This is a genomic window from Proteus sp. STS61-E, from assembly GCF_040932335.1.
GTDB classification, from domain to species: Bacteria; Pseudomonadota; Gammaproteobacteria; order Enterobacterales; family Enterobacteriaceae; genus Proteus; species Proteus mirabilis_B.
Genome location: NZ_JBFQGE010000001.1, coordinates 547,229 through 571,886 on the forward strand (window position 1 = coordinate 547,229; position 24,658 = coordinate 571,886).

Sequence of the window (24,658 nt, forward strand, 5' to 3'; positions counted from 1 at the left end):
CGAAGCATCATAAAGTTCTGCAAGTCGGTTAAAACCCATCCTAATTATATTAATTTTGTGAGCTAAGTAGGTTTTCTATCTATAAAACTTGCATGATGTTAATTTAATGTTTATTTGTTGTTTTGCCTTTCTCGATATGTATTTTTTATTTTCTCAAGATAGAACGCTAGAGGGCTTAATAAAGTTAAGTGATAAGAATACCGCATTAATTGACAAAATTTACGATAAGTGTAAAAAAGAAAGGTGTTGTTATCATTTTTTATCTCGTTAATATCAGCAAATATCTAAGAGCCACAAATATTACAATCAAAATTTAACAACGATACCTAACGTTAATTGAGCGACCCCGCTATAAATTATTGTTTATTAGGAGAGGTACCCATGAAAAATAAAGTTACGTTAAAAACAGTGTTTCCACTCAGTATTATGTCACTTGTCTTAACCTCCTTTTTTTCTCATGCCGTCACTCTTCCTGAAGGTACTATTCTGGCAAAACAACAGAATATTGTAATTAATAACGGAACTGAAGTTTCATCTCTTGATCCGCATAAAGTAGAAGGCGCACCAGAAACTAATATTATTTTAAATTTATTAGAAGGGCTGACTTATGTTGGGCCGAATGGTGAAAGTATGCCGGGCGTTGCACAACGCTGGGAAACAGATGATAACAAGGTGTGGACATTCTATTTGCGAGAAGATGCAAAATGGAGTGATGGCTCTCCAGTTACTGCTGAAGATTTTGTTTATAGCTGGCGTCGAGTAGTAGATCCTAAAACGGGTTCACCTTATGCCAGTTATCTCGAATATGCTTATGTTGAAAATATTGCAGATATTCTTAGTGGCAAAAAATCCCCTGAAACATTAGGTGTGAAAGCGATAGATCCTCACACTTTGCAAGTCAATTTAACCAAACCAATTCCTTATTTAATCGATATGGTCAGTCACACACCGTTGAAGCCCGTTAAAAAAGAGATTGTTGAAAAATACGGTGTGAATTGGACTCGTCCTGAAAACTTTGTTGGCAATGGGGCTTATGTTATTGAAAATTGGGTTGTGAATGAAAAAGTGACTTTGAAGCGTAATCCACTTTATTGGGATAATAAAAATACCATTATTGAACAAGCCATATTTTTACCAATAAGCTCTGAAACCAGTGATGTTAATCGCTATCGCAGTGGTGAAATCGATATCACTAATAGCGCAATTCCTCCTGCTCTTTATAAAAAAATGAAGCAGGAACAACCAAAGAATTTACATGTCACACCGTATTTATGTACTTTCTATTATGAATTAAATAATAAAAAAGCCCCTTTTGATGATCCGCGAGTTCGAGAAGCAGTAAAACTGACTCTTGATAGAGAAGTCATTGCTGAAAAAATAATGGGGCAAGGACAAATACCGGCTTATTCTTTTACACCTTCCTTTATTGGCAACGGTAATTTTAAAGCCCCTAAATGGGCTTATTGGACACAACAACAACGTAATGAAAGGGCGCGTGAATTATTAAAAGAAGCGGGATTCGATGGGCAAAATCCTCTGACTTTTACTTTGCTCTACAATACTTCAGAACAAAATAAACAGCAGGCAATTGCGGCAGCGTCAATGTGGAAAAAAAGTATTGGTGCAAATGTGACTTTGCAAAACCAAGAATGGAAAACGGCATTAGAAAATCGTAATCAAGGTAATTACCAAGTCGCAAGGGCAACGTGGTGCGCAGATTACAATGAACCTACCTCGTTTTTAAACTCATTTCTTTCCACTAGCAGCCTAAATACCGTCTTTTATCAAAATAATGATTACGATGATGCATTAAATAATGCCTTAATCGCAGTAGATAAAGGGGCTCGTCACCAACTCTATCAACGTGCTGAAGCCTTGCTAGACAAGGACTCGGCGATAGTGCCTGTCTATTATCGTGTCAGTGTTAGATTAGTTAGTCCAAAAGTGGGCGGATTTACAGGTAAAGACCCCTTTGATTATACGGACTTAAAGCGCTATTTTATAAAGGCAGATAACTAAAACTGGTAAATTATCGATATTCTATAGTTATGTGCGATTTGAATCATTAAAAGTCACTTAAAAAGTAGTAAAACAATAAAAAGCTACACAAAAAAGCTAACGGCATAAAAAATTATAATGCTATCAGGCAATTAAGCACTGATAGCAAATAAGCAAGATTGATTTATTTTTTGTAAAAACAATAAGTTGTGTAAACCGTTCTAAAACACAACTGAACATCACAGAATGGTTGTCTAACAACCAACTCACTAACTGGGAGTATTTTATAAGATGAGTAATTTAACTAAAAAGAGTGCGTTGGCGATTGCAATAAGCGCAATCTTTGGATTATCAGCATTAACGGCTAATGCTGCCGTTGTTCCAGACGGGGTAAAACTAGCTGAAAAACAAGTGCTTGTACGTAATAACGGCTCTGAACCACAATCGCTTGATCCTCATAAAATCGAAGGTGTTCCTGAATCTGCATTAGCACGTGATCTTTTTGAAGGCGTGACTATTGTTGGCCCAGATGGTGAAATTTTACCAGGCTCTGCAACTAGTTGGGAAAATAAAGACTTCACCGTTTGGACATTTAAAATTCGTGAAGGCGCTAAATGGTCAAATGGTGAGCCTGTCACAGCACAAGATTTCGTTTATAGCTGGCAACGTTTAGCTGATCCTAATACTGCATCTCCTTATGAAAGCTATCTGCAATATGCGCATATCGTAAATATCGACGATATTATTGCGGGTAAGAAAAAAGCCACAGAATTAGGTGTTAAGGCATTAGATAACAACACATTAGAAATCACTTTATCTGAAGCAGTGCCTTATTTACCAAAATTATTAGCTCACTCCTCCATGTCGCCAGTTAACCAAAAAGTCATTGAAAAATTTGGCGAAAAATGGACACAACCAGCTAACTTCGTCGGCAACGGCGCTTATAATTTAAAAGACTGGACAGTTAACGAACGTATTGTCTTAGAGCGTAGCCCAACTTATTGGGATAACAAAAATACCGTTATTGATAAAGTCACGTTCCTACCTATTTCATCAGAAGTCACCGACGTAAACCGCTATCGTGCGGGTGAAATCGACATGACATATAGCAATTTGCCGATCGAACTTTTCCAAAAACTGAAAAAAGAAATCCCAGATGAATTGCGCATAAGCCCATATTTATGTACTTATTATTATGAAATTAATAATGAGAAAGCACCGTTTAACGATCCGCGTGTTCGTGAAGCACTTAAGCTGTCAATGGATAGAGATATCATCACTTATAAAGTGAAAAACCAAGGTGATATTCCGGCTTACGGCTTTACCCCTCCATTCACTGACGGCATTAAAGAGAGTAAACCAGAGTGGTTTGCGACTTGGACTCAAGAACAACGAAATGAAAAAGCACGCCAATTGTTAGAAGAGGCGGGCTATAACAAAGCCAATCCACTGAAATTTAAACTGCTGTACAACACTTCTGATCTTCACAAAAAAGTGGCAATTGCTGCCTCTTCAATTTGGAAGAAAAACTTAGGTGCAGATGTATCTCTTGAAAACCAAGAGTGGAAAACTTTCTTAGATACACGTCACCAAGGAACTTATGATGTTGCACGTGCGGGCTGGTGTGCAGATTATAATGAACCTTCTTCATTCCTAAACATGATGTTGTCTTACAGCAGTAACAACACCGTTCACTATAAAAACACAGAATTTGATGCATTGATCAAAGAGTCTTTACGTGTGAAATCTGATGACGAACGTGCCGCTATTTATCAAAAAGCTGAAGGCGTATTAGATAAAGATTCGGCAATAGTTCCACTTTACTACTATGTAAACACCCGTTTAGTTAAACCTTATGTGGGTGGTTATTCAGGTAAAGATCCATTAGATAATTTACATACTAAAGACTTGTACATTATTGCTAAGTAATCGGGCGAGACCTTGTCTTTTTTAAGGCAAGGTCTTTTTATCGTCACGCCTGAATAGGTTTGTGTTATAGGAACGGGCAATGCTCAAATTTATTTTTCGTCGCTTTTTAGAAGCGATACCGACTCTATTTATTCTAATAACGATTTCATTTTTTATGATGCGCTTAGCACCCGGTAGCCCTTTTACAGGGGAAAGGAAACTTCCACCGGAGGTGATGGCAAATATTGAAGCGAAATATCACTTAAACGATCCCATTTATAAGCAATACTTCGATTATTTAATTCAATTGTCGAAAGGGGATTTAGGGCCTTCTTTTAAATATAAAGACTACAGTGTAAACACCTTAGTCGGTAAAGCATTCCCTGTTTCAGCTAAATTAGGGCTGTCGGCATTTATTTTTGCTGTCATTTTAGGTGTGGGGGCAGGCGTGATAGCCGCACTGAATCAAAACACCAAATGGGATTATACCGTCATGACTTTTGCCATGACGGGGGTTGTAATACCGAGTTTCGTTGTCGCACCACTGCTGGTTCTTATTTTCGCTATCTCGCTAAGGTGGCTACCGGCTGGTGGTTGGAACGGCGGTGCTGTGCAATATATGTTACTACCTATGATTGCGCTGTCGCTTTCTTATATCGCCAGTATCTCGCGTATTACCCGTAGTTCAATGATTGAAGTTTTACACTCAAACTTTATTAGAACGGCAAAAGCGAAAGGCTTGCCGATGAAAAGAATTGTACTGCGTCATGCTTTAAAACCTGCGTTGCTACCTGTTATCTCTTATATGGGACCTGCATTCGTCGGTATTATTACGGGCTCAATGGTTATTGAAACCATCTTTGGATTGCCGGGTATCGGACAATTATTCGTTAATGGTGCTTTAAACCGTGATTACTCATTGGTATTAAGCTTAACCATTATCGTAGGTGCATTAACGATTTTCTTTAATGCGATTGTCGATATTTTATATGCTGTTATTGATCCGAAAATTCGTTATTAATAGACACTGGAGCGCGTTATGTTATCACTGAAGGAAAACAGCGAAGCTCTGGGGAATTTCTCGGAGCAGCTAGATATTGAAGGCCGTAGTTTATGGCAAGACGCTCGTCGTCGTTTTATGCACAATAAAGCGGCTATCACGAGCCTCGTATTACTTTTCTTTATTTTATTATTTGTTATTTTTGCCCCAATGTTATCGCCTTTTGTTTATGACGATACAGATTGGGAAATGATGTCAATGGCACCTGATTTTGCCTCTTCTCACTATTTTGGTACAGACTCATCTGGGCGCGATTTACTCGTCCGTGTTGCGATTGGTGGGCGTATTTCATTAATGGTCGGTATCGCTGCTGCCTTTGTTGCTGTTATTGTGGGTACGCTGTATGGCGCAATGGCAGGCTATATTGGTGGACGTGTTGACTCTGTGATGATGCGTTTGCTGGAAATCTTAAACTCATTCCCATTTATGTTCTTTGTTATCTTATTGGTGACATTTTTTGGTCAAAATATCTTACTGATTTTCGTTGCGATCGGAATGGTATCTTGGCTCGATATGGCGCGTATTGTAAGAGGACAAACCTTAAGTCTAAAACGTAAAGAGTTTATTGAAGCGGCATTAGTCTGTGGTGTGTCATCACGTAATATCGTACTAAGACATATCGTACCTAACGTATTAGGTGTGGTGGTGGTTTATGCCTCTTTACTAGTGCCTAGTATGATTTTATTTGAATCCTTCTTAAGCTTCTTAGGTTTAGGAACACAAGAGCCATTAAGTAGTTGGGGAGCACTATTAAGTGATGGTGCAAACTCAATGGAAGTTTCTCCTTGGTTATTACTTTTCCCGGCTTCGTTCTTAGTTGTCACACTGTTTTGCTTTAACTTTATCGGTGATGGCTTACGTGACGCATTAGACCCGAAAGATCGTTAAGGAGAACAAAATGACAAATTCAACAAGCAAGTCGTTATTAAGTGTTAAAGATCTCAGCGTAACTTTCGGTACCGCAGATGGTGATGTTACTGCCGTTAATAAACTCAACTTTGAATTATCAGCAGGTGAAACCTTAGGGATTGTTGGTGAATCGGGTTCAGGTAAATCACAAACCGCATTCGCGTTAATGGGATTATTGGCTAAAAATGGTCGTACAGCGGGTAGTGCTAATTTTAATGGTCGTGAGATCTTAAATCTTCGCCAAAGTGAATTTAATAAAATGCGCGCTGAAGAAATATCCATGATATTTCAAGATCCAATGACCTCATTAAACCCTTATATGAAAGTGGGTGCGCAGCTTATTGAAGTATTAATGCTTCATAAAGGCATGAGCAAAAATGATGCTTATGCGGAATCAGTGCGTATGTTAGATGCCGTAAAAATGCCTGAAGCCCATAAACGTATGAGCATGTATCCTCATGAATTTTCAGGTGGTATGCGCCAACGTGTCATGATCGCGATGGCATTGCTTTGTAAACCAAAACTTTTAATTGCAGATGAACCAACAACGGCACTTGATGTGACGGTTCAAGCACAAATCATGACCTTACTCAATGAGCTTAAGAATGATTTAAATACCGCGATTATTATGATCACCCATGACTTGGGGGTAGTTGCGGGTATTTGCGATAAAGTATTGGTAATGTATGCAGGGCGTACTATGGAGTACGGCAAAGCGCGTGATATCTTCTATCAACCCTCACATCCATACTCTATCGGCTTGTTACAGGCTGTTCCTCGCTTAGACGGCGAAGATGAGCGGCTCGCTACCATTCCGGGTAATCCTCCTAACTTATTGCGTTTACCAAAAGGCTGCCCATTCCAACCTCGTTGCCAGTATGCAACAGAGCAATGCTTAACGAGTGAACCTCAATTAGAGCAATTTGCACAAGGGCGATTACGTGCCTGTTTTAAAGCAGTGGAGGAATTGGTATGACTCAAGCCACATTACAAGATAGAAAAGTTATTCTTGAAGTGAATGACTTAAAAGTTTATTTCGATGTTCAAGATAATAAACAGTGGTTTTGGCAACCTAAAAAAAGCCTCAAAGCCGTTGATGGTGTCACACTGCGTTTATATGAAGGTGAAACACTCGGCGTTGTTGGTGAATCTGGTTGTGGTAAATCGACATTTGCTCGAGCCATTATTGGATTAGTCAAAGCCTCTGGCGGTACAGTCACTTGGTTAGGTAATGATTTACTGGGAATGGGGAATAAGCAATGGCGAGATATTCGCCAAGATATCCAGATGATATTCCAAGATCCGCTGGCTTCCTTAAACCCAAGAATGACGATTGGCGATATTATTGCCGAACCGCTTAAAACTTATCATCCTAAAATGAAACAGGCGCAAGTGGTTGAAAAAGTCAAAGCAATGATGATGCGAGTCGGATTATTGCCAAACTTAATCAACCGCTACCCACACGAATTCTCTGGTGGACAATGCCAACGTATCGGTATTGCTCGCGCGTTAATTCTAGAGCCTAAATTAGTGATTTGTGATGAACCCGTTTCAGCATTAGACGTATCAATTCAGGCTCAAGTGGTGAACTTGCTGAAAGATATTCAAAAAGAGATGGGATTATCTTTGATCTTTATTGCGCATGATCTGGCAGTGGTAAAACATATTTCAGATCGTGTATTGGTGATGTATTTAGGACACGCGGTGGAATTAGGGACTTATGATGAAGTTTATCATCATCCATTACACCCTTATACCAAAGCGCTGATGTCAGCAGTGCCTATTCCTGATCCCGATAAAGAGCGTAATAAGCATATTGATTTATTAGAGGGAGAATTACCTTCTCCGATTAATCCACCATCAGGCTGTATATTCCGTACACGTTGTCCGATGGCTGATGAAGAATGTGCAAAAACACGTCCTTTATTAGAAGGGAGCTTCCGCCACGCAGTCTCTTGCTTAAAAGTAGATCCGCTTTAAGACTTCATTTATTTAAATTTAGTGACTAATGCCTGATATTTATCAGGCATTTTTTATGGGTAAAAGATAAAAATTTAATACTAGGTTGATTTTTTGCATCTCGAAATAACTTTGTGGATTGTATCACTGCGTCATATTTTCAGTGTAGGACAAGTTTGGGATATCAAAAATATGACAATCCCACAAGATTCAGCAACATTTAAATGGTCGGATGCAAGTGATCATCTTCCTGTTATTGCTGAATTAGAATTACAAGAGCAGTAATAAACAACACTAAATAAAAACGCCCTCGATATTATTTTAAAGGGCGTTATTCATCAACCAATAAAATAAGCAACCAATAAAATAAGCATTAAATCAGATTAAATCCAACCTTTAGCTCTAAAGGCTTTTAATGTAATGACGAAATAGCTCATCTCTTCTGGTGTGCCTAAAGTTAAACGACTCCAACCAAAAGCAGGCGGAAATTCACGACCAACCATAATATTCGCTTCTTTCATTCTATTTTGATAGGTTTTTACATCACCTTTAACTTTATGAAAAATAAAGTTTGCATGAGATGGTGCATATTCAATATTGAGCTCTTTTAATACATCCACCACTATCTGGCGTGAAACATCAATCGACTTACGGCTATATTCCACATAAGCCGCATCTTTTAGCGAAGCAAGTGCGGCAACAGCACCAGCAGTATTGGTGTTATCAATAGAAACAAAAGCATCAATTTGTGCAATCACTTCGGGTACGGCAACGCCATAACCTACACGCAGTCCTGCTAAAGCATAAATTTTAGAGAAAGTACGAGTAACAATCAGGTTTTTATAACCCTCTGCCACTAACGTAATAGCACTGACGAATGTAGGGGTAGAAACAAACTCGGCATAAGCTTCATCAATAATAAAAAAGACATTCTCTTTTGCTGACTTCACCCAACTCGATAAATCTGCACTAGGAGTTAACATTGCTGTTGGGTTATTTGGATTACACAAATACACCATGCTAATACCATCAAACTCTTGCGCTTTTTTCTGCATAGTTGCTAAATCGAAAGCTAGAGTATTATCAACAGGCACTTTAACGATTTTTACACCTAAAGGTTCTGCATAAAGTTCTGCATAGTTAAATGTCGGATCAGGAACAATAAGTTGAACTGCTTTACCTTCTTTTTGTGCTTTATTTGCCACAAATTGCACGGCTGCTTGAATTGTTTCAGATGAGCCGTTTCCCAAGGTGATGTGTTTATCTGAAAGTTTAAATTCTTTCCCTAATTCGCTAATTAATTCGCTACGCGCATCATCTGGATATCTAAATGCATTGGGTAAGGCATCGATAATTGCTTTTTGAGCGTTAGGCGACATGCCTAATGAATTTTCATTGAAATTAAGCAGTAACGGATTTTCTGCATTAAATACCAATTTATTTTTCAGTACTTCATTGGCATAAGCAGAACTTACAAAAGAACTTAATGATAATCCGCCAATAACAAGGCTTGATGATGTTAAAAATGACCGACGATTCATGTTATGTTTCCCAAGTAAATTATTCTATGTTTTATTAGTTCTCATAGATTACTAAAAAAAAGATAGAAGTAAATAAATATGATAAAAAAATAATTATTTATTCACTGCGTTCTTATGGGAGCAAACAGATAGTCGAGTATTTTTAAGATAAAAATAGGATTATCCCCGTGATCTTTCAGTCTCTATTGCACATTTTTCCGCTTCAGCAATGATCCAGTTTTTAAACTTATCCTGCTTTGAGTCGGGCATGATTTCGCTTGGAGAGAGCAAGTAGTAGCTTGAGTTATCTTTAACAAAGCCATGTGTGGCGATAAGTTGTTGATCTTTTAATTCATCTTGTACCATAAGAAAAGAGGCAATGGTCGTACCTAACCCAGCAAGGGTAGCCTGAATAGCAAGGTAAAAATGCTCATACTGACTGGTATGGGTATAAGTCGATTGTATACCTGAATATTGATACCAATCTTGCCAAGCTTGGGGGCGAGAGAGTGTTGTTAATTGCTTATTTGAATGATGGATATTATTAGGCTTTACAACCGCACCAATTAGCTCATTACATATTTTTGTTGCATAAATATTCTTATGCCATAAAAAATCATCTCGTCGAAATGCTAAATCGACACCTTCTTTATTGAAATCAATAGCGCCACCAGCGGCAACTAAATGCAACGTTATTTCAGGATATAAAGTATAAAAGTGAGATAAACGAGGAATAAGCCATTTCATCGCAATAGTGGGTTCACAAGAAACCACTAACACCGGATTATTTAAAGGGGAACACAGATGAGTGATGGTTTCTTCTAGCTGTTCGAAAATTGAAGAAGTTGTTTTATATAAATATCGACCCGCTTCATTTAAATAAACCGCGCGATTACGCCGCTCAAATAAAGGAATACCTAATTCATCTTCTAATAATCGTATTTGTCGACTTACTGCACTGTGGGTGACATGAAGTTGTTCTGCTGCACTCACAAAACTACCTGTTTGAGCAGCACTGTTAAAAAAGCGCAATGACGTTAAAGAGGGTGTTTTCATAAAGATAAGCGATAAAGTTGAGTTGTAAAAATAGATGATGAAAAGTCACAGATATACTGCAAGATAAATCGCTTTTTATTTTTAGTCAAGACAGCAAAATAGGGTGATTGGTGGTGAGCTAAATAGGTTTTTATTAAAAGAAGAACATATTTTATGTCACTTTTTATTACTTATTATTGATTCAAAAGTGAGAGTGAGAAGAACAATGAGTGAACTAATTGCTGTGGCGATGATTACAATATTGGCGGTTATTAGCCCGGGCCCAGATTTTGCTATGGTAACAAAAAATAGTTATTCCTATGGTGTAAAAGTAGGGTTAATGACAGCAATTGGTATTGCGGTTGGAGTACAAGTACATGTTTTTTACACTGTATTTGGTATCTCTTTTATTATTATGGGATCACCAACGCTCTTTTTTATTATGAAATTACTAGGTGTTGGATATTTAATTTATCTTGGGGTTAAATCGTTAACGAATAAAACACAACTGACCATTGAGAATGCAGTCAATTCAGCACCTAATATGTTCCAAGCATTAAGGGTTGGTTTTTTTACTAATGCTTTAAATCCTAAAACGATGTTGTTTGTTATTGCACTTTATACGCAAGTTGCCAACTTAAGTAACCCACTTTGGATAAACCTTTCTTATGGAATGTTTATCTCAATCGCCCATTGGGTATGGTTTAGTTGTGTTGCACTTTTTTTCTCCACTCCGCTTTTACGAGCTAAAATACTTTCTCATCAGCAAGTCGCCGATAAGATTATTGGGGTGTTATTAATTCTTTTAGGTGTGGGATTGCTGTTTATTTCAGTAAAATAGAAAATTAATCGCATAAAAAAGGAGATCAAATAATGATCTCCTTTTTTTATTTTAAGTGAGAATTTAATTTGATTCAGGGAACGTTAAGGTTGCCCCCGGTGCTTCACGACTAAGATGAATAAAATTTAGATGCTTTTCATATTGATCTAAAATATCTGTAATTACTTGCTCTTTGGTGTAATCCATTAAGTCATTTCCTTGGGAGCCTTCCCATAAATAAGTCTCTAAACGGTAATAATCTGATTTACCTCGACGAGCACGATAGGTAAATGCAGGCACTGAATATTTCTGTGGCCAAATTTGATAAACAAAGTTCTGCTCTTGGTCAAGATCGACCACAAGCTCTAAATGATGTAAGCGTTCATTATCTTCAATTGGGTAATAATTAAATTCGACTTTAGCTCCACGCAGTAAAAGCTCTTTAGCAACATCTTGCATTGCTGGCATACAGGTTAAATCTAACATGCGTTGTGTATAGGTCGTTCCCGGGAAATTCATAACCCGCCCTAAACGCTGTTTCCAATTCATCGTAGTATTACCATAAAGTGGTGCTGGCGCATTGGTATTTAGCGAACTAACACGTCTAAAATCTTCGACTTTTAATGATTTATAAAGTCCAGCCATAATAAAGAAAATAACAAAGCTAAAGGGTAATCCCATTATTATAGTTGTGTTTTGTAAGGCAGAAATACCATCCGCCATTAACATACCTAACGTTAATAAACCAATAGCAATAGACCAGAAAATGCGAAGCCAATTGGGTGCGTCGTTATTAACATGGCTTAATTGAGAGGTGAAATTGCCTAATACTAATGAGCCAGAGTCGGCAGAAGTAACATAAAATAGTAATCCCGTAATTGTGGCGACAGAAGCCGTTAAACCAAAACCTGGATAGAGTTCTAATAATGAATAAAATCCTTTTTCGGGCGCTTCCAATACTGTTTGTGCGAGTTCTTTATTGCCATGGATCACTTCATATAAAGCACTATTACCAAAAATAGATAACCATAGCAGCGTAAAAACAAAAGGAATAATTAAGGTGCCTATGACAAATTGTCGGATTGTTCGTCCTCTTGAAATACGTGCTAAAAAGAGTCCAACAAAAGGTGACCATGCAACCCACCAAGCCCAGAAAAAGAGCGTCCAGCTATTCATCCAATCTGTTGGTTTATCAAATGCAAAGCTATTTAATGTCATGCCTAAAAAGCGATTAGTATAATCACCGACATTTAATACCAGTGCATTTAATAAAAACTCAGTATCACCTGCAAATAAGATAAATAAAATAAGCCCCAATGCGAGAAGTACGTTGAGTTCAGATAAGATCCTGATCCCTTTATTAACACCTGATGTTGCCGAAATAACGGCCATAATTACAGATAATAGAATTAATCCACCTTGAACACCCAATCCTTGGGGCAAATCAAAAAGAACTTTTAAACCATAATTAAGTTGCACAACACCAATACCTAATGTTGTTGCAATACCAAAAATAGTTCCCAATACGGCAGCAATATCAACCGTATGACCTATTGGACCATAAATACGATTTCCAAAGATGGGATAAAGTGCAGAGCGTATGGTTAAGGGTAAATTATAACGATAGCTAAAATAGCCCAGAGCAATACCAATAAGTGCATACATAGACCAGCCCGTCAGGCCATAGTGGAATAAAGTCCACACCATCGACTGACGGGCTGCTTCTATTGTTTCACCTTCACCTGTTGGCGGTAACATATATTGAGTAATGGGCTCCGCCACGGAGAAAAACATCAAATCAATACCAATACCGGCTGCAAATAACATAGCAGACCAGCTTAAAACACTAAATTCGGGTTTCGATTGCTCAGGTCCTAATTTGATATTTCCAAAACGAGATGTGGCAACAAAAATAACAAAAACAATGTATAACGTTGCCGCTAATAGATAGTACCAACCAAAGGTTTTTGATACCCATCCCAGTGTTGCCACAATCCATTTATTTGCTGTTTCTGTCATCAAAATAGTGAAAAAAGAGAACGCCAAAATTAGCGTTGCTGAAGCGAAAAAAACAACAGAGTTTAGCTTGTCTTTCTGCGGTTTTTTTGTGCTGTTAAGAGTTGTCATCAGAAATTCCAAAAATTTATTTATCTAAAAGTTAAAAGTTGCATTCTTTGTTAACTAATTGAATTAGTTGCAAAGATTCAAATTTTCACAACGTCCTCCCATATCGATATGTAAATTAATTGTGATAAACAATAGTTAATATTGATTGAATGTTCAATTAAAAAAACGTTTAATAAAAGCGTCCAATGTATTTTTTAGGTCTTTAAATCATGCCGAAGATAGGAATGCAGTCGATACGTAAACAGCAATTAATCCAAGCGACATTAGCAGTTATTAATGAGGTTGGAATGCAAGAGGCGAGCATCGCATTGATAGCTCGAAAAGCGGGTGTATCTAACGGCATTATTAGTCACTACTTTCGTGATAAAAATGGATTATTGGAAGCCGCTATGCGTCATATCCAGTATCAATTGGGTTTTGCGGTGGCGATACGGCTAAGAATGTTAAGTGATGCAACACCTAAACAACGCATCCAAGCCATTGTTGAAGGTAACTTTGATACCTCTCAAACAAGTGAAGCGGCAATGAAAACATGGCTAGCTTTTTGGGCAAGTAGTATGCATCAGCCTAATTTAAATCGTTTACAAAAGGTTAATGATAGAAGGCTTTATTCCAATTTAAGTTACGAGTTTGGGCGCGTTCTTACTAAAGATCAAGCACGTATGGCAGCAAAAGGTTTAGCCGCATTAATTGATGGTTTATGGCTACGAAGTGCATTAAGTAATGCTCCATTTTCTCTTGAAGAGGCCAAAATCATTACTAATGAATATATCGATATGCAACTGACAAATCGGAGTCAAATAAAGACTTAATAAACTAATAATAAAGGAGAAACTATGCCAAACCCACCGTTACATAAACTCTATATTCATGGTGGATATGTTGATTGCGCACAACCTGAGTGTGAACAATTTGAAGCGATTAATCCGGCTAATGGTGAAGTGATCGCACATTTACAGTCTGCAAGTGAAGAAGATATCAATTGGGCTGTAGAGAGCGCAAAACAAGGGCAAAAAATTTGGCGTGCGATGACGGCGATGGAACGCTCTCGAATTTTGCGACGTGCTGTTGATATTTTGCGTGAACGCAATGATGAATTGGCTCATTTAGAAACCTTAGATACAGGCAAACCGCTATCTGAAACACGTTATGTCGATATTGTAACGGGTGCTGATGTTTTAGAGTATTACGCTGGCCTTATTCCAGCACTTGAAGGAGAGCAAATTCCGCTTAGAGAAACCGCTTTTGCTTACACTCGCCGTGAGCCATTGGGAGTTGTTGCTGGTATCGGCGCTTGGAATTACCCCATTCAAATAGCGTTGTGGAAATCTGCACCTGCACTTGCTGCAGGTAATGCCATGATCTTTAAACCAAGTGAGATGACTTCATTAACAGCATTAAAACTTGCTGAAATATACACAGAGGCAGGATTGCCAAAGGGTGTTTTTAACGTTGTTACAGGAAAAGCGAATGTGGGGCAATGGTTAACACAGCATCCTGATATCGCGAAGGTTTCTTTTACTGGTGGAATTGAAACGGGTAAAAAGGTGATGGCAAATGCTTCTGCTTCAAGTTTAAAAGAAGTAACCATGGAGCTTGGTGGAAAATCACCTTTAATTATTTTTGATGATGCAGATTTAGATACTGCTGCTGATATTGCGATGATGGCAAATTTTTATAGTTCAGGGCAGGTGTGTACCAATGGTACTCGTGTCTTTATTCCTGAAAGATTAAAACCTGCATTTGAAGCAAAAATTACAGAGCGCGTATCACGCATTAGGATCGGTTCTCCTCTTGAAATGGACACCAATTTTGGCCCACTGGTCAGTTTTCCCCATCTTGAAAAAGTCTTGAATTATATTGAGTTGGGCAAAGCGCAAGGGGCAAAATTACTTTGTGGTGGCTATCGCTTAGACGACGATAATTTTGCTCAAGGCGCTTATGTTGCACCTACCGTTTTCACTGATTGCACCGATGATATGAATATCACACAAGATGAAATATTTGGCCCTGTGATGAGTATTCTTAGTTATCAAACTGAAGATGAAGTGATTTTACGCGCAAATAATAGCGTTTATGGTTTGGCTGCAGGTCTTGTCACCAAAGATCTCACAACAGCTCACCGTGTAATTCACCAATTAGAAGCCGGAATTTGTTGGATTAATACATGGGGTGAATCTCCAGCAGAAATGCCAGTTGGCGGCTATAAACATTCTGGTGTAGGGCGTGAAAATGGGTTTGTGACATTACAAAATTACACTCAAATAAAATCCATTCAAATTGAACTTGGGGAGTTTTCATCCGTTTTTTAATCCATTCTTTTTTTGATGACTGAAACAGAGGAGATAACAATGGTCTATGACTACATTATTATCGGTGCTGGTTCAGCCGGTAACGTTCTTGCTACCCGCTTGACAGAAGATCCTGAAGTTACTGTGCTGCTCCTTGAAGCTGGAGGTCCGGACTACAGGTTCGATTTTCGAACACAAATGCCAGCGGCATTAGCTTATCCGTTACAAGGTAGGCGATATAATTGGGCTTATGAAACAGAGCCTGAACCCTATATGAATAACCGACGCATGGAATGTGGTCGAGGAAAAGGACTTGGTGGTTCATCGCTAATTAATGGTATGTGTTATATCCGTGGTAATGCGATGGACTTTGATGGCTGGGCTAAATTGCCGGGGCTTGAAGAGTGGGATTATTTAAGCTGCCTACCATATTTTCGTAAAGCAGAAACGCGCGATATTGGTGCTGATGATTATCATGGTGATAAAGGTCCCGTGAGTGTGACAACACCGAAAAAAGGCAATAATATTTTATTTCAAGCAATGATTGAGGCAGGTGTTCAAGCAGGATACCCAAGAACGATTGATCTTAACGGCTATCAACAAGAAGGCTTTGGCCCAATGGATAGAACTGTGACACCCAAAGGCCGCCGTGCAAGTACAGCAAGAGGCTATCTTGATCAAGCTAAAGCGCGAAAAAACTTAACGATTGAGACACATGCAACGACGGATATCATTGAGTTTGATGGTAAAAAAGCAATTGGTGTTCGCTATTTTTCAGGGGAAAACACCACGCCTCATCATGCCAAAGTCAATCGAGAAGTGTTGTTGTGTGCTGGTGCAATTGCTTCACCTCAAATTTTACAACGTTCTGGTATTGGTCCTGAAAAGGTATTAGACGAATTTAATATTCAGCCAGTACATGTATTACCCGGAGTTGGGGAAAATCTGCAAGATCACTTAGAAATGTATTTGCAGTATGAATGTAAAAAGCCCGTTTCACTTTATCCTGCTTTAAAGTGGTATAACCAACCTAAGATTGGTGCGCAATGGCTATTCCAAGGAACAGGAATAGGTGCAAGTAATCAATTTGAAGCTGGTGGATTTATTCGTTCAAGCGAAAAATATGCGTGGCCAAACATTCAATTCCACTTTTTGCCAGTCGCTATTAACTATAACGGAACCAATGCTGTAGAAATTCATGGCTTTCAAGCACACGTAGGCTCTATGCGTTCTCCGAGCCGAGGACGTGTAAAACTAACATCTACAGATCCTCATCAACATCCAAGTATCTTGTTTAATTACATGTCCACAGAACAAGATTGGGAAGAATTTCGCTCAGCTATCCGTATTACACGAGAAATAATGGCACAACCAGCATTAGATGATTATCGTGGTGAAGAAATTAGTCCAGGTAAACATATTCAAAGTGATGAAGAGCTTGATGCTTTTGTTAGAGAACGTGCTGAAACAGCATTTCATCCTTGTGGCACGTGTAAAATGGGAACGGATGAAATGGCAGTTGTCGATGGAGAAGGTCGAGTACACGGCATAGAAAACTTAAGAGTTATTGATGCATCTATCATGCCGCTAATAATCACTGGGAATTTGAATGCGACTACAATTATGATTGCAGAAAAATTAGCTGATAAGGTGAGAGGAATTAAATCTTTACCTAAAAGTCATGCTAAATATTATGTTGCAGATGATCGGCCTGTAAGAAAAACGAATCTAAGCATATAAATTATGATAGGCAAAAGAGGAGTGTAAATTCCTCTTTTGTCTTTTTATCATTATTTTTGCTTTGTTGATATTAAAATTATATAAAATAATTTAATAATTCCTTGCTTGGAATAAGAAAAAATACGGATATTTAATTTTTCATAAATATTTCTAAATGAAATGTCTTTATAAAACTCACGCAAAAGAATCAGCTAAATTCAAGTAATACAACGATTTCTCTCCTATTTATGTGATGAATATCAATTCTTAAAAAATGAAGCGTTCCATTAATTATCGTAAACAGACAACGAAAACGTTTGCATAATATTTTTATGTAGATAGAATTCGTCAGATTTTTTTGGCCTGGTGAAATTAATAGGGGGTTAAAGTGTCTCAGGACAACAATTATAGTCAGGGCCCAGTGCCCATATCCGCAAGAAAGGGTGGATTGGCGTTAACCTTTGTGATGTTGGGATTAACGTTTTTTTCAGCCAGTATGTGGACTGGCGGCGCTCTTGGTACTGGTCTTTCCTTTAATGATTTCTTCCTCGCAGTTCTAATTGGTAATCTTCTTCTTGGTATCTACACCGCATTTCTTGGTTTTATTGGTTCAAAAACAGGTCTTACTACTCATCTCCTCGCGCGTTACTCTTTCGGTATTAAAGGTTCTTGGCTTCCCTCATTTTTACTCGGTGGTACTCAGGTTGGTTGGTTTGGTGTGGGTGTGGCAATGTTTGCCATCCCGGTAGGAAAAGCCACTGGTATTGATATTAATCTCCTCATCGCCGTTTCCGGCATTTTAATGACCATCACTGTATTCTTCGGCATTTCCGCTCTCACTGTTCTCTCTATCATTGCTGTTCCTGCTATCGCAATCCTTGGAAGTTACTCTGTTTATCTTGCTATACATGATATGGGCGGACTTTCAACGCTAATGGCCGTTAAACCTACTCAACCATTAGATTTTAATTTAGCGCTGGCGATGGTTGTCGGATCGTTTATTAGTGCAGGAACACTTACGGCTGATTTTGTCCGTTTCGGACGCAACCCTAAAGTAGCGGTGGTGGTTGCCATTGTTGCCTTCTTCTTAGGCAATACATTGATGTTTGTCTTTGGCGCGGCGGGTGCTGCTTCACTAGGAATGGCAGATATTTCTGATGTGATGATTGCGCAAGGATTATTACTTCCAGCGATTGTCGTATTAGGCTTAAATATTTGGACAACCAATGATAATGCGTTATATGCCTCTGGATTAGGTTTTGCCAATATTACGGGTTTATCAAGTAAAAAGCTTTCAGTGATAAATGGTATTGTCGGTACACTGTGTGCATTATGGCTCTATAATAACTTTGTAGGCTGGTTAACCTTTTTATCTGCTGCCATTCCACCTATTGGTGGCGTTATTATTGCAGATTATCTGATGAATAAAGCGCGTTATAACACTTTCAATGTTGAAAAAATGCAATCAGTTAATTGGGTTGCGTTATTGGCAGTTGCAATTGGTATTATGGCAGGGCACTGGTTACCGGGCATCGTACCTGTCAATGCAGTATTAGGTGGTGCAATTAGCTACGCCGTGTTAAATCCAATATTAAATCGTCGTACAGCTCGACAAGCGGAGATAAGTCATGCTGGGTAAGAATATCGAACAAATTAATCATGCTCGTCTAGTTGGAAAAGATGGTTTGTGGCGCATTACGCTTAAAAACAACAAAATTGAAGCGATAGAGCCACAACCTGAAAATAATTTTCATCCTGAAGCATTAGATGCGCAAGGTGGTTTAGTTCACGCTCCTTTTGTTGAACCTCATATTCATTTAGATACAACACAAACAGCAGGGCAACCGAATTGGAATCAATCGGGAACATTATTTGAAGGTATTGAGCGTTGGGCTGAAAGAAAAGCACTGTTAACTCATGATGATGTTAAACAACGCGCATGGCAAACGCTTCAATGGCAAATTGCTAATGGTATTCAACATGTTAGAACCCATGTGGATGTTTCAGATGCTTCGCTAACAGCATTAAAAGCAATGCTGGAAGTAAAAGAAGAAATTAAACCTTGGGTTGATTTACAAATTGTTGCTTTTCCACAAGAAGGTATTTTGTCTTACCCTAATGGTGAAGCATTATTAGAAGAAGCATTAAAATTAGGTGCTGATGTTGTAGGTGCTATTCCACACTTTGAATTTACGCGTGAATATGGTGTTGAATCACTGCATAAAACCTTTGCATTAGCACAAAAATATGATCGTTTAATTGATGTTCATTGTGATGAAATCGATGATGAACAATCTCGTTTTGTTGAAACTGTTGCCGCTTTAGCACATAAAGAAAATATGGGCTCACGAGTGACAGCTAGTCATACAACCGCAATGCATTCTTATAATGGTGCTTATACTTCACGTTTATTCCGACTATTAAGAATGTCAGGCATTAACTTTGTGGCGAATCCTTTAGTTAATATTCACTTGCAAGGTCGTTTTGATGCCTATCCAAAACGTCGTGGTATTACTCGTGTCAAAGAGATGTTAGAAAGTAATATTAATGTCTGTTTTGGGCATGATGATGTCTTTGATCCTTGGTATCCATTAGGCACAGCAAATATGCTTCAAGTTTTACATATGGGATTGCATGTTTGCCAATTAATGGGCTATGGTCAAATAGATAACGGATTACAGTTAATTAGCCACAACAGCGCAAAAACACTCGCTTTAACGGATTATGGTGTTGAAGTAGGAAACAGTGCAAACTTTATTATTCTGCCAGCAGATAACGGATTTGATGCTTTACGTCGCCAAGTACCTGTGCGTTATTCTATTCGCCAAGGTAACGTTATTGCACAAACAGAGCCGGCAAAAACAGAAATTATGTTAGATAAGCCAACACTGGTTAATTATAAATAATCACATCATATTTTAGCGTAATAACAGAAATAGACTAAGGATGATCTTTATGGGTCATCTTTTTTTATTCTGTTTTATTAAGTTAAATTTTTAAAAAAAAATAAAAAAGATACCTCTTATTTGATTGGTTGAAACTACGTAATTCTATCAATAAATTTAAATACATGTTTTTTAAAACAGTAATCGTATTCTTTCCCTAATTTAAAATTACTATTTTATCTATATACGATATATTATAAGGTCACATTCGTTAAATATTTTAAGTAACAAAATACTTTGCCACTAGACAAAATAATGGCGGTAGCATCATCAATATCTTTAACAAAAAAATAACATTAGTCTGTTTTTTAGACTGATCAGCTGGTGAGAAATAGGCATAATAAAATGAAAATTAATTTATCTTTATTAAACGAGTTAAAAAAGGCATTAAATTTTACCTTATCAATTTATATTGAAAATAAGGCTTCTAAAGAAGAGATTGAGCATATTGTCAATGTAATTAGAAAAATAGAGCTCACGATTTTATTACAAGAAAAAGATATTTATGCGATTGGTGGAACTCAAGGTGCGGGTAAAACAACCTTGGTTAAGGAAATGTTAAATATATCAAATGACTGGCTAGAGGGTAATCCTGGGCGAGGTGAACAAGTCCCTTTATTTATTGAGCAAGTTGAAGATGAACAATTGACTGAACCTAAAGCTGTTTTTGTTTGTTTAGAAAAAGAAACAAGAAAAATTATAGAAAAAAATAATATAACCAAAGAAGAGTTAAAACAGGTATTGCAAGGTTGGAATGATTTCAATACTGAATTTAGTAATGAAAAATTAAGTATTCTCTACCCTAAATTATATATACCAAGTAGAAAAGCGTTTATTAAGGAAAAATTGAATTGGGTATTGTTGCCTGGCCATGAAAAAGAAAACTATAAAAATCATGTTTGGCAAAACCTGATGAAACATATTTTTGTGAATGCAAGTGGGATCATTATTGCGACAGATGGTGTTTTATTAGCTAACAATAACCAACAATATATTACACAAGATCTTTCCTGTTTTCTTTCTGAACGAAGCCCAATTATAGCAGTTACGAAAACCGAAAATATATCGCAAGAAGACAAAATACAATTAGCAAATACTGCATCGAGTGTTTTTAATAAAGAATATAATGAAAAAACTCATGAGATTAAAATAGATAATATCGTTTTAACAGGAAGTGGGAATAAAACGGAGTGGGCAACGCAGCTAGAAAAGGCTATTAATAAATATATTCATTCGACTTCAAAAATAGAAACGCATTTACTTGACGCATTTCAGACATTATTAGATGAAGATATCGAAAGAATATTATCAACAATTGATGATTTAAACAGCGATTGTAACCAAAAGCATGATGGAAAATTAGGTATTGTTGAGGAACTTTTAAATGAATTTGATGATAACGTCGAGAAATATAATACAAAATTACGCAAGAAACTAAAAAATAATATTCGTTATCATACACAAGCAGCAATAAATGCATGCGAAGAAAAATATAAAGAGGAAGAAGAGGGCTTTTTTAATAATCTTAAAATTTTAGGACGAAGATTATCACTGCAAGGGCAAGATATTCAAAGAGAAAGACTGAAAAGAGTTGAAGATGCTTGGAAAGAGAAATACAGTAAAAAAAATATTAATATTATTACTGGCAATGTGATAACCCATTTAAATGGTACAGAATTTAGACTGAATGGATTTATTACAAGTAAAGTCGATGACCTTCTGATTGAAAACCGAACAACATCAGTTAATCAGCTTTTAAACTATAGTAATAATACTATTGAAAATCTTCCTATAAAAGAAATGCCTCTAAAAACATTAGAAAGTTTTCTATATGGGAAAAAGCAAGATTTAGATGAAACACAAGCACAAGATAAAAAACTTGCAATGGCATTAATACCCGTACTTGCCATGGAATTTATGCGTGGAAATTTAATTCTTTCAGAAAAAAATGAAACGGATACCATTTATCCAAGTGAATGTAATCCTCAAACCTTTCTAGAAAAACTTTTTGATGGAACAGAACAAATCACACCAATCAAGAACTCAATAGCGGTATTGTTAGGGTTAGATCTGGCAGATGGTAAGTTAGATGGAAAATATGAACCTGAACCTGATACAAAATTTTCACCTATTGCTATTTTAGGAAAAGCTGCGGTAGCAATAACAGCTGCTTATACATTTTATCAATTAACATCCATTGTGAGAGAGTCGGATCAAGTTCAAATTCAATTTATTAAAAGTACAATGCTTAATTTTGAAACCAGTTATATACAACATGTTGTTAGCATTTATGCAGATGCAATGGCTGATTTAAGGGAAATTATCGAAAATAATCTAAAGCAACTTTATGATATTCCTGATAATTTGTCATTAAAAAGTGATATGGCATTAGCCAAAATACGTTTAGAAAGCATTCAAAAAGCACTTCAGGAACATTTAATCGATGCAACAAACATTTTGGCATGATATTTATTCCGAACGCTTATTATGGGCCGAAAATGCGTATCAAAGTTTTATTGAAAAATTTGACTCTGATAGGTTAATAAATACGCATTTAAATAATAAAAAGCAAGCATCAATTATTATTTATGGCTCTACACAAGTAGGAAAAACAACGTTTATATTAACGTTGTTAGGTGTTGATGAAAATAAAATTTCTCAAGTTGATAAAGTATTAAGGGCAGGGCAAACATTAGGTAATTCTGCAACTTCACGTTCATCTCGCTATCGGCGCTCTGATGATCAATATTGGCATTTTAGTCATAGAAAAAAGGGCGAAGAGCAGTTTAATGATGAAGAAGCATTATTGATATTAAAAGAGTTACGAATTCAAGTCGAAAAGGGTAAAACGAAAGAAATATCAACAATAGATGTTTTTATTCCAAATATTTACTTTATACCCGATGCTAATCACGCAGTCGATCTGCTTATTCATGATCTACCAGGAATTAATGCACGAAACAAAAATGAAAATAGCTATGTAAAAGAGCTTGTTGGAAATTATATTAGTGCTGCGGATATGATCTTTCTGGTTGGAAAAATTGATGGTTTAGGTTTTTTGAAAAATGAAGAACTAGATAATCCATTGTTATCAGCTTGGTATTTTAATTCGACAGTTTATAAAGTTATTTTAACTCATTGTTTTTCTAATGCATCGATAAAAGATAAAATCATTAATAATGATATCAACTCATTAGAATCGTTCAATGATTATATATTTGAACAAATCAATACAATGGAATTGAGATTACCTCAAAGTATTAAAGAACAACTATATCCTATTGAATGTGGTCGCAGTTGGAATAGTCTCATAAAAGGTAATGATAAATTTACAGAGAGAAGCATTCAGTTAAGGAAAGTTATTTTAAATAAATTATATCAAGATATTGAAAATTCAATGAATCCTTTATCACGTTTAAAAACCGGTTATATGTTGCCTGAGTATTTAAAACAACAAAGAGAAAAAGAAATTGAAGAGTATTATATTTATATAGATAAATTAACCAAAGAGATAAATGAAATAGAAGGGAAGATTGAAAATAAAAAAACGTATTATCGAGAAAGTAAAAATAAAATTGCAGAAATAAAAAATGAACTTGATGATATTTCTAAATCATTAAAAGAAAATAGAACAAAGAAAAATATATTTTCTTATGAAAATAATAAACTTGAACCTATTTGTTTTCAACCCATTGATTATCTCAGCAGTAGCAATAAATCAGTAGGAAATTTGAAAGCTTTTCTTTTAAATGAAAAGCAGAAGATAATTGATCGTTACAATGATTGGCTCGATTTTAATTATAAAATAATTGAAAGTACGAATGAACCAAATAAATATTTAAATGATTCGTTAGACTGTTTTTATTCTATATACCACAAGTTAGACGATTATACTATAGATCGCTATTTTTTTGATAGTAATTATGATAACGATGTTTCGTCAATACATTCCGCGATTAAGGATGCACAAAAGGAATTATTTGAAGCAACCCAATCAGTTATAGATGCTTTTCTTAATAAACAGAAAAAGAAAAAGAAAAACGAAGAACGATCAATGTCAAGAAAAATAGAGGAAAGTCAATATTTCATCACTAAAAATGAGCAACATATTTTCGAAAAAAAAGAAGAATTGTCTTCTGTGGACGAAGTGTTTAAATTTAAATTGTTACAACTCGATGAAAAAATTTCAAATAGTCGTTTTTTCAATATTCATATCTATAACTCATATAAAAAAAGAGAACTTGAATTAACTACTCTTTTTAAAAAGAGTGAAGGAAATAGAGAAAAACAACTTTCTTACCTTTTTTTAATTCGTATTTTAAGAAAAGATTTTTTATATATAAAAAATTTAGAACCTTTAATGTAAT

At 36.5% G+C, this 24,658-nt stretch carries 18 protein-coding genes; 15 read left to right on the forward strand and 3 right to left on the reverse strand.

The features are described 5' to 3' along the window. Positions 1–381 precede the first annotated feature (381 nt). The 7 genes from AB4J89_RS02570 (at position 382) to AB4J89_RS02600 (ending at position 8,119) form a co-directional block, all read left to right on the forward strand. Positions 382–2,019 (forward strand): ABC transporter substrate-binding protein, encoded by a 1,638-nt coding sequence (locus AB4J89_RS02570; protein WP_088495379.1) that lies wholly within the window; start codon positions 382–384, stop codon positions 2,017–2,019. A 270-nt stretch (positions 2,020–2,289) separates the two neighbouring features. After that, positions 2,290–3,927 carry an oligopeptide ABC transporter substrate-binding protein OppA gene (oppA, locus tag AB4J89_RS02575; RefSeq protein ID WP_088495380.1) on the forward strand — a complete coding sequence of 546 codons (1,638 nt, stop codon included), beginning with the start codon at positions 2,290–2,292 and terminating at the stop codon, positions 3,925–3,927. 79 nt (positions 3,928–4,006) lie between these two features. Further along, positions 4,007–4,927, forward strand: a complete 921-nt coding sequence (gene oppB, locus AB4J89_RS02580; protein ID WP_069368989.1) for an oligopeptide ABC transporter permease OppB — start codon at positions 4,007–4,009, stop codon at positions 4,925–4,927. Between the two features lie 18 nt (positions 4,928–4,945). Beyond that, a complete protein-coding gene (oppC, locus tag AB4J89_RS02585) occupies positions 4,946–5,854 on the forward strand; it encodes an oligopeptide ABC transporter permease OppC (protein ID WP_023581989.1) in 909 nt (302 codons plus the stop codon). Between the two features lie 10 nt (positions 5,855–5,864). Further along, positions 5,865–6,851: an ABC transporter ATP-binding protein gene (locus AB4J89_RS02590; RefSeq protein ID WP_088495381.1), complete on the forward strand. Its 987-nt coding sequence runs from the start codon at positions 5,865–5,867 to the stop codon at positions 6,849–6,851. Next, positions 6,848–7,855 (forward strand): murein tripeptide/oligopeptide ABC transporter ATP binding protein OppF, encoded by a 1,008-nt coding sequence (gene oppF / locus AB4J89_RS02595; protein ID WP_088495382.1) that lies wholly within the window; start codon positions 6,848–6,850, stop codon positions 7,853–7,855. The genes AB4J89_RS02590 and oppF overlap by 4 nt, the downstream gene beginning before the upstream one ends. 93 nt (positions 7,856–7,948) lie before the next feature. Continuing rightward, positions 7,949–8,119 carry a hypothetical protein gene (locus tag AB4J89_RS02600; protein ID WP_227719000.1) on the forward strand — a complete coding sequence of 57 codons (171 nt, stop codon included), beginning with the start codon at positions 7,949–7,951 and terminating at the stop codon, positions 8,117–8,119. 98 nt (positions 8,120–8,217) lie between these two features. On the opposite strand, the gene AB4J89_RS02605 is transcribed toward AB4J89_RS02600, so the two are convergent. Then, positions 8,218–9,375 (reverse strand): aminotransferase class I/II-fold pyridoxal phosphate-dependent enzyme, encoded by a 1,158-nt coding sequence (locus AB4J89_RS02605; protein ID WP_311754911.1) that lies wholly within the window; start codon positions 9,373–9,375, stop codon positions 8,218–8,220. A 159-nt stretch (positions 9,376–9,534) separates the two neighbouring features. Beyond that, positions 9,535–10,410 (reverse strand): LysR family transcriptional regulator, encoded by an 876-nt coding sequence (locus AB4J89_RS02610; protein ID WP_368467958.1) that lies wholly within the window; start codon positions 10,408–10,410, stop codon positions 9,535–9,537. Positions 10,411–10,615: 205 nt separating this feature from the next. Here AB4J89_RS02610 and AB4J89_RS02615 point away from each other — a divergent pair, with 205 nt between their 5' ends. Beyond that, positions 10,616–11,230 carry a LysE family translocator gene (locus AB4J89_RS02615; protein ID WP_088496022.1) on the forward strand — a complete coding sequence of 205 codons (615 nt, stop codon included), beginning with the start codon at positions 10,616–10,618 and terminating at the stop codon, positions 11,228–11,230. Between the two features lie 63 nt (positions 11,231–11,293). On the opposite strand, the gene AB4J89_RS02620 is transcribed toward AB4J89_RS02615, so the two are convergent. Further along, the gene (locus AB4J89_RS02620; RefSeq protein ID WP_088495385.1) at positions 11,294–13,336 is read right to left on the reverse strand and encodes a choline transporter; all 2,043 of its coding nucleotides are present in this window, start codon (positions 13,334–13,336) and stop codon (positions 11,294–11,296) included. Between the two features lie 209 nt (positions 13,337–13,545). Between AB4J89_RS02620 and betI the strand changes: the two genes are divergently transcribed. From betI to AB4J89_RS02655, 7 genes are all read left to right on the forward strand, one after another. Further along, the gene (gene betI, locus AB4J89_RS02625; protein ID WP_194950621.1) at positions 13,546–14,148 is read left to right on the forward strand and encodes a transcriptional regulator BetI; all 603 of its coding nucleotides are present in this window, start codon (positions 13,546–13,548) and stop codon (positions 14,146–14,148) included. Positions 14,149–14,172: 24 nt separating this feature from the next. Beyond that, positions 14,173–15,648: a betaine-aldehyde dehydrogenase gene (gene betB / locus AB4J89_RS02630; protein WP_368467961.1), complete on the forward strand. Its 1,476-nt coding sequence runs from the start codon at positions 14,173–14,175 to the stop codon at positions 15,646–15,648. A gap of 39 nt (positions 15,649–15,687) precedes the next feature. After that, on the forward strand, positions 15,688–17,367 hold the full coding sequence (betA, locus tag AB4J89_RS02635) for a choline dehydrogenase (protein ID WP_368467963.1): 1,680 nt from the start codon (positions 15,688–15,690) through the stop codon (positions 17,365–17,367). A gap of 367 nt (positions 17,368–17,734) precedes the next feature. Then, positions 17,735–18,985, forward strand: a complete 1,251-nt coding sequence (gene codB / locus AB4J89_RS02640) for a cytosine permease (protein ID WP_088495389.1) — start codon at positions 17,735–17,737, stop codon at positions 18,983–18,985. After that, a complete protein-coding gene (locus AB4J89_RS02645; protein WP_311754906.1) occupies positions 18,975–20,252 on the forward strand; it encodes a cytosine deaminase in 1,278 nt (425 codons plus the stop codon). The genes codB and AB4J89_RS02645 overlap by 11 nt, the downstream gene beginning before the upstream one ends. Before the next feature lie 384 nt (positions 20,253–20,636). Next, the gene (locus AB4J89_RS02650) at positions 20,637–22,757 is read left to right on the forward strand and encodes a hypothetical protein (protein ID WP_368467965.1); all 2,121 of its coding nucleotides are present in this window, start codon (positions 20,637–20,639) and stop codon (positions 22,755–22,757) included. Next, a complete protein-coding gene (locus tag AB4J89_RS02655; RefSeq protein ID WP_368467967.1) occupies positions 22,735–24,657 on the forward strand; it encodes a dynamin family protein in 1,923 nt (640 codons plus the stop codon). The genes AB4J89_RS02650 and AB4J89_RS02655 overlap by 23 nt, the downstream gene beginning before the upstream one ends. Position 24,658 lies beyond the last annotated feature (1 nt).

Bases quoted from the DNA above. Each gene is read 5' to 3' on its own strand.
- AB4J89_RS02590 (WP_088495381.1), top strand. From the start codon at position 5,865: ATGACAAATTCAACAAGCAAGTCGTTATTAAGTGTTAAAGATCTCAGC.
- AB4J89_RS02655 (WP_368467967.1), top strand. From the start codon at position 22,735: ATGCAACAAACATTTTGGCATGATATTTATTCCGAACGCTTATTATGG.
- AB4J89_RS02620 (WP_088495385.1), bottom strand. From the start codon at position 13,336: ATGACAACTCTTAACAGCACAAAAAAACCGCAGAAAGACAAGCTAAAC.
- betB (WP_368467961.1), top strand. From the start codon at position 14,173: ATGCCAAACCCACCGTTACATAAACTCTATATTCATGGTGGATATGTT.
- oppC (WP_023581989.1), top strand. From the start codon at position 4,946: ATGTTATCACTGAAGGAAAACAGCGAAGCTCTGGGGAATTTCTCGGAG.
- AB4J89_RS02610 (WP_368467958.1), bottom strand. From the start codon at position 10,410: ATGAAAACACCCTCTTTAACGTCATTGCGCTTTTTTAACAGTGCTGCT.
- AB4J89_RS02645 (WP_311754906.1), top strand. From the start codon at position 18,975: ATGCTGGGTAAGAATATCGAACAAATTAATCATGCTCGTCTAGTTGGA.
- AB4J89_RS02650 (WP_368467965.1), top strand. From the start codon at position 20,637: ATGAAAATTAATTTATCTTTATTAAACGAGTTAAAAAAGGCATTAAAT.
- betA (WP_368467963.1), top strand. From the start codon at position 15,688: ATGGTCTATGACTACATTATTATCGGTGCTGGTTCAGCCGGTAACGTT.
- oppB (WP_069368989.1), top strand. From the start codon at position 4,007: ATGCTCAAATTTATTTTTCGTCGCTTTTTAGAAGCGATACCGACTCTA.
- oppA (WP_088495380.1), top strand. From the start codon at position 2,290: ATGAGTAATTTAACTAAAAAGAGTGCGTTGGCGATTGCAATAAGCGCA.
- oppF (WP_088495382.1), top strand. From the start codon at position 6,848: ATGACTCAAGCCACATTACAAGATAGAAAAGTTATTCTTGAAGTGAAT.
- betI (WP_194950621.1), top strand. From the start codon at position 13,546: ATGCCGAAGATAGGAATGCAGTCGATACGTAAACAGCAATTAATCCAA.
- AB4J89_RS02605 (WP_311754911.1), bottom strand. From the start codon at position 9,375: ATGAATCGTCGGTCATTTTTAACATCATCAAGCCTTGTTATTGGCGGA.
- AB4J89_RS02615 (WP_088496022.1), top strand. From the start codon at position 10,616: ATGAGTGAACTAATTGCTGTGGCGATGATTACAATATTGGCGGTTATT.
- AB4J89_RS02570 (WP_088495379.1), top strand. From the start codon at position 382: ATGAAAAATAAAGTTACGTTAAAAACAGTGTTTCCACTCAGTATTATG.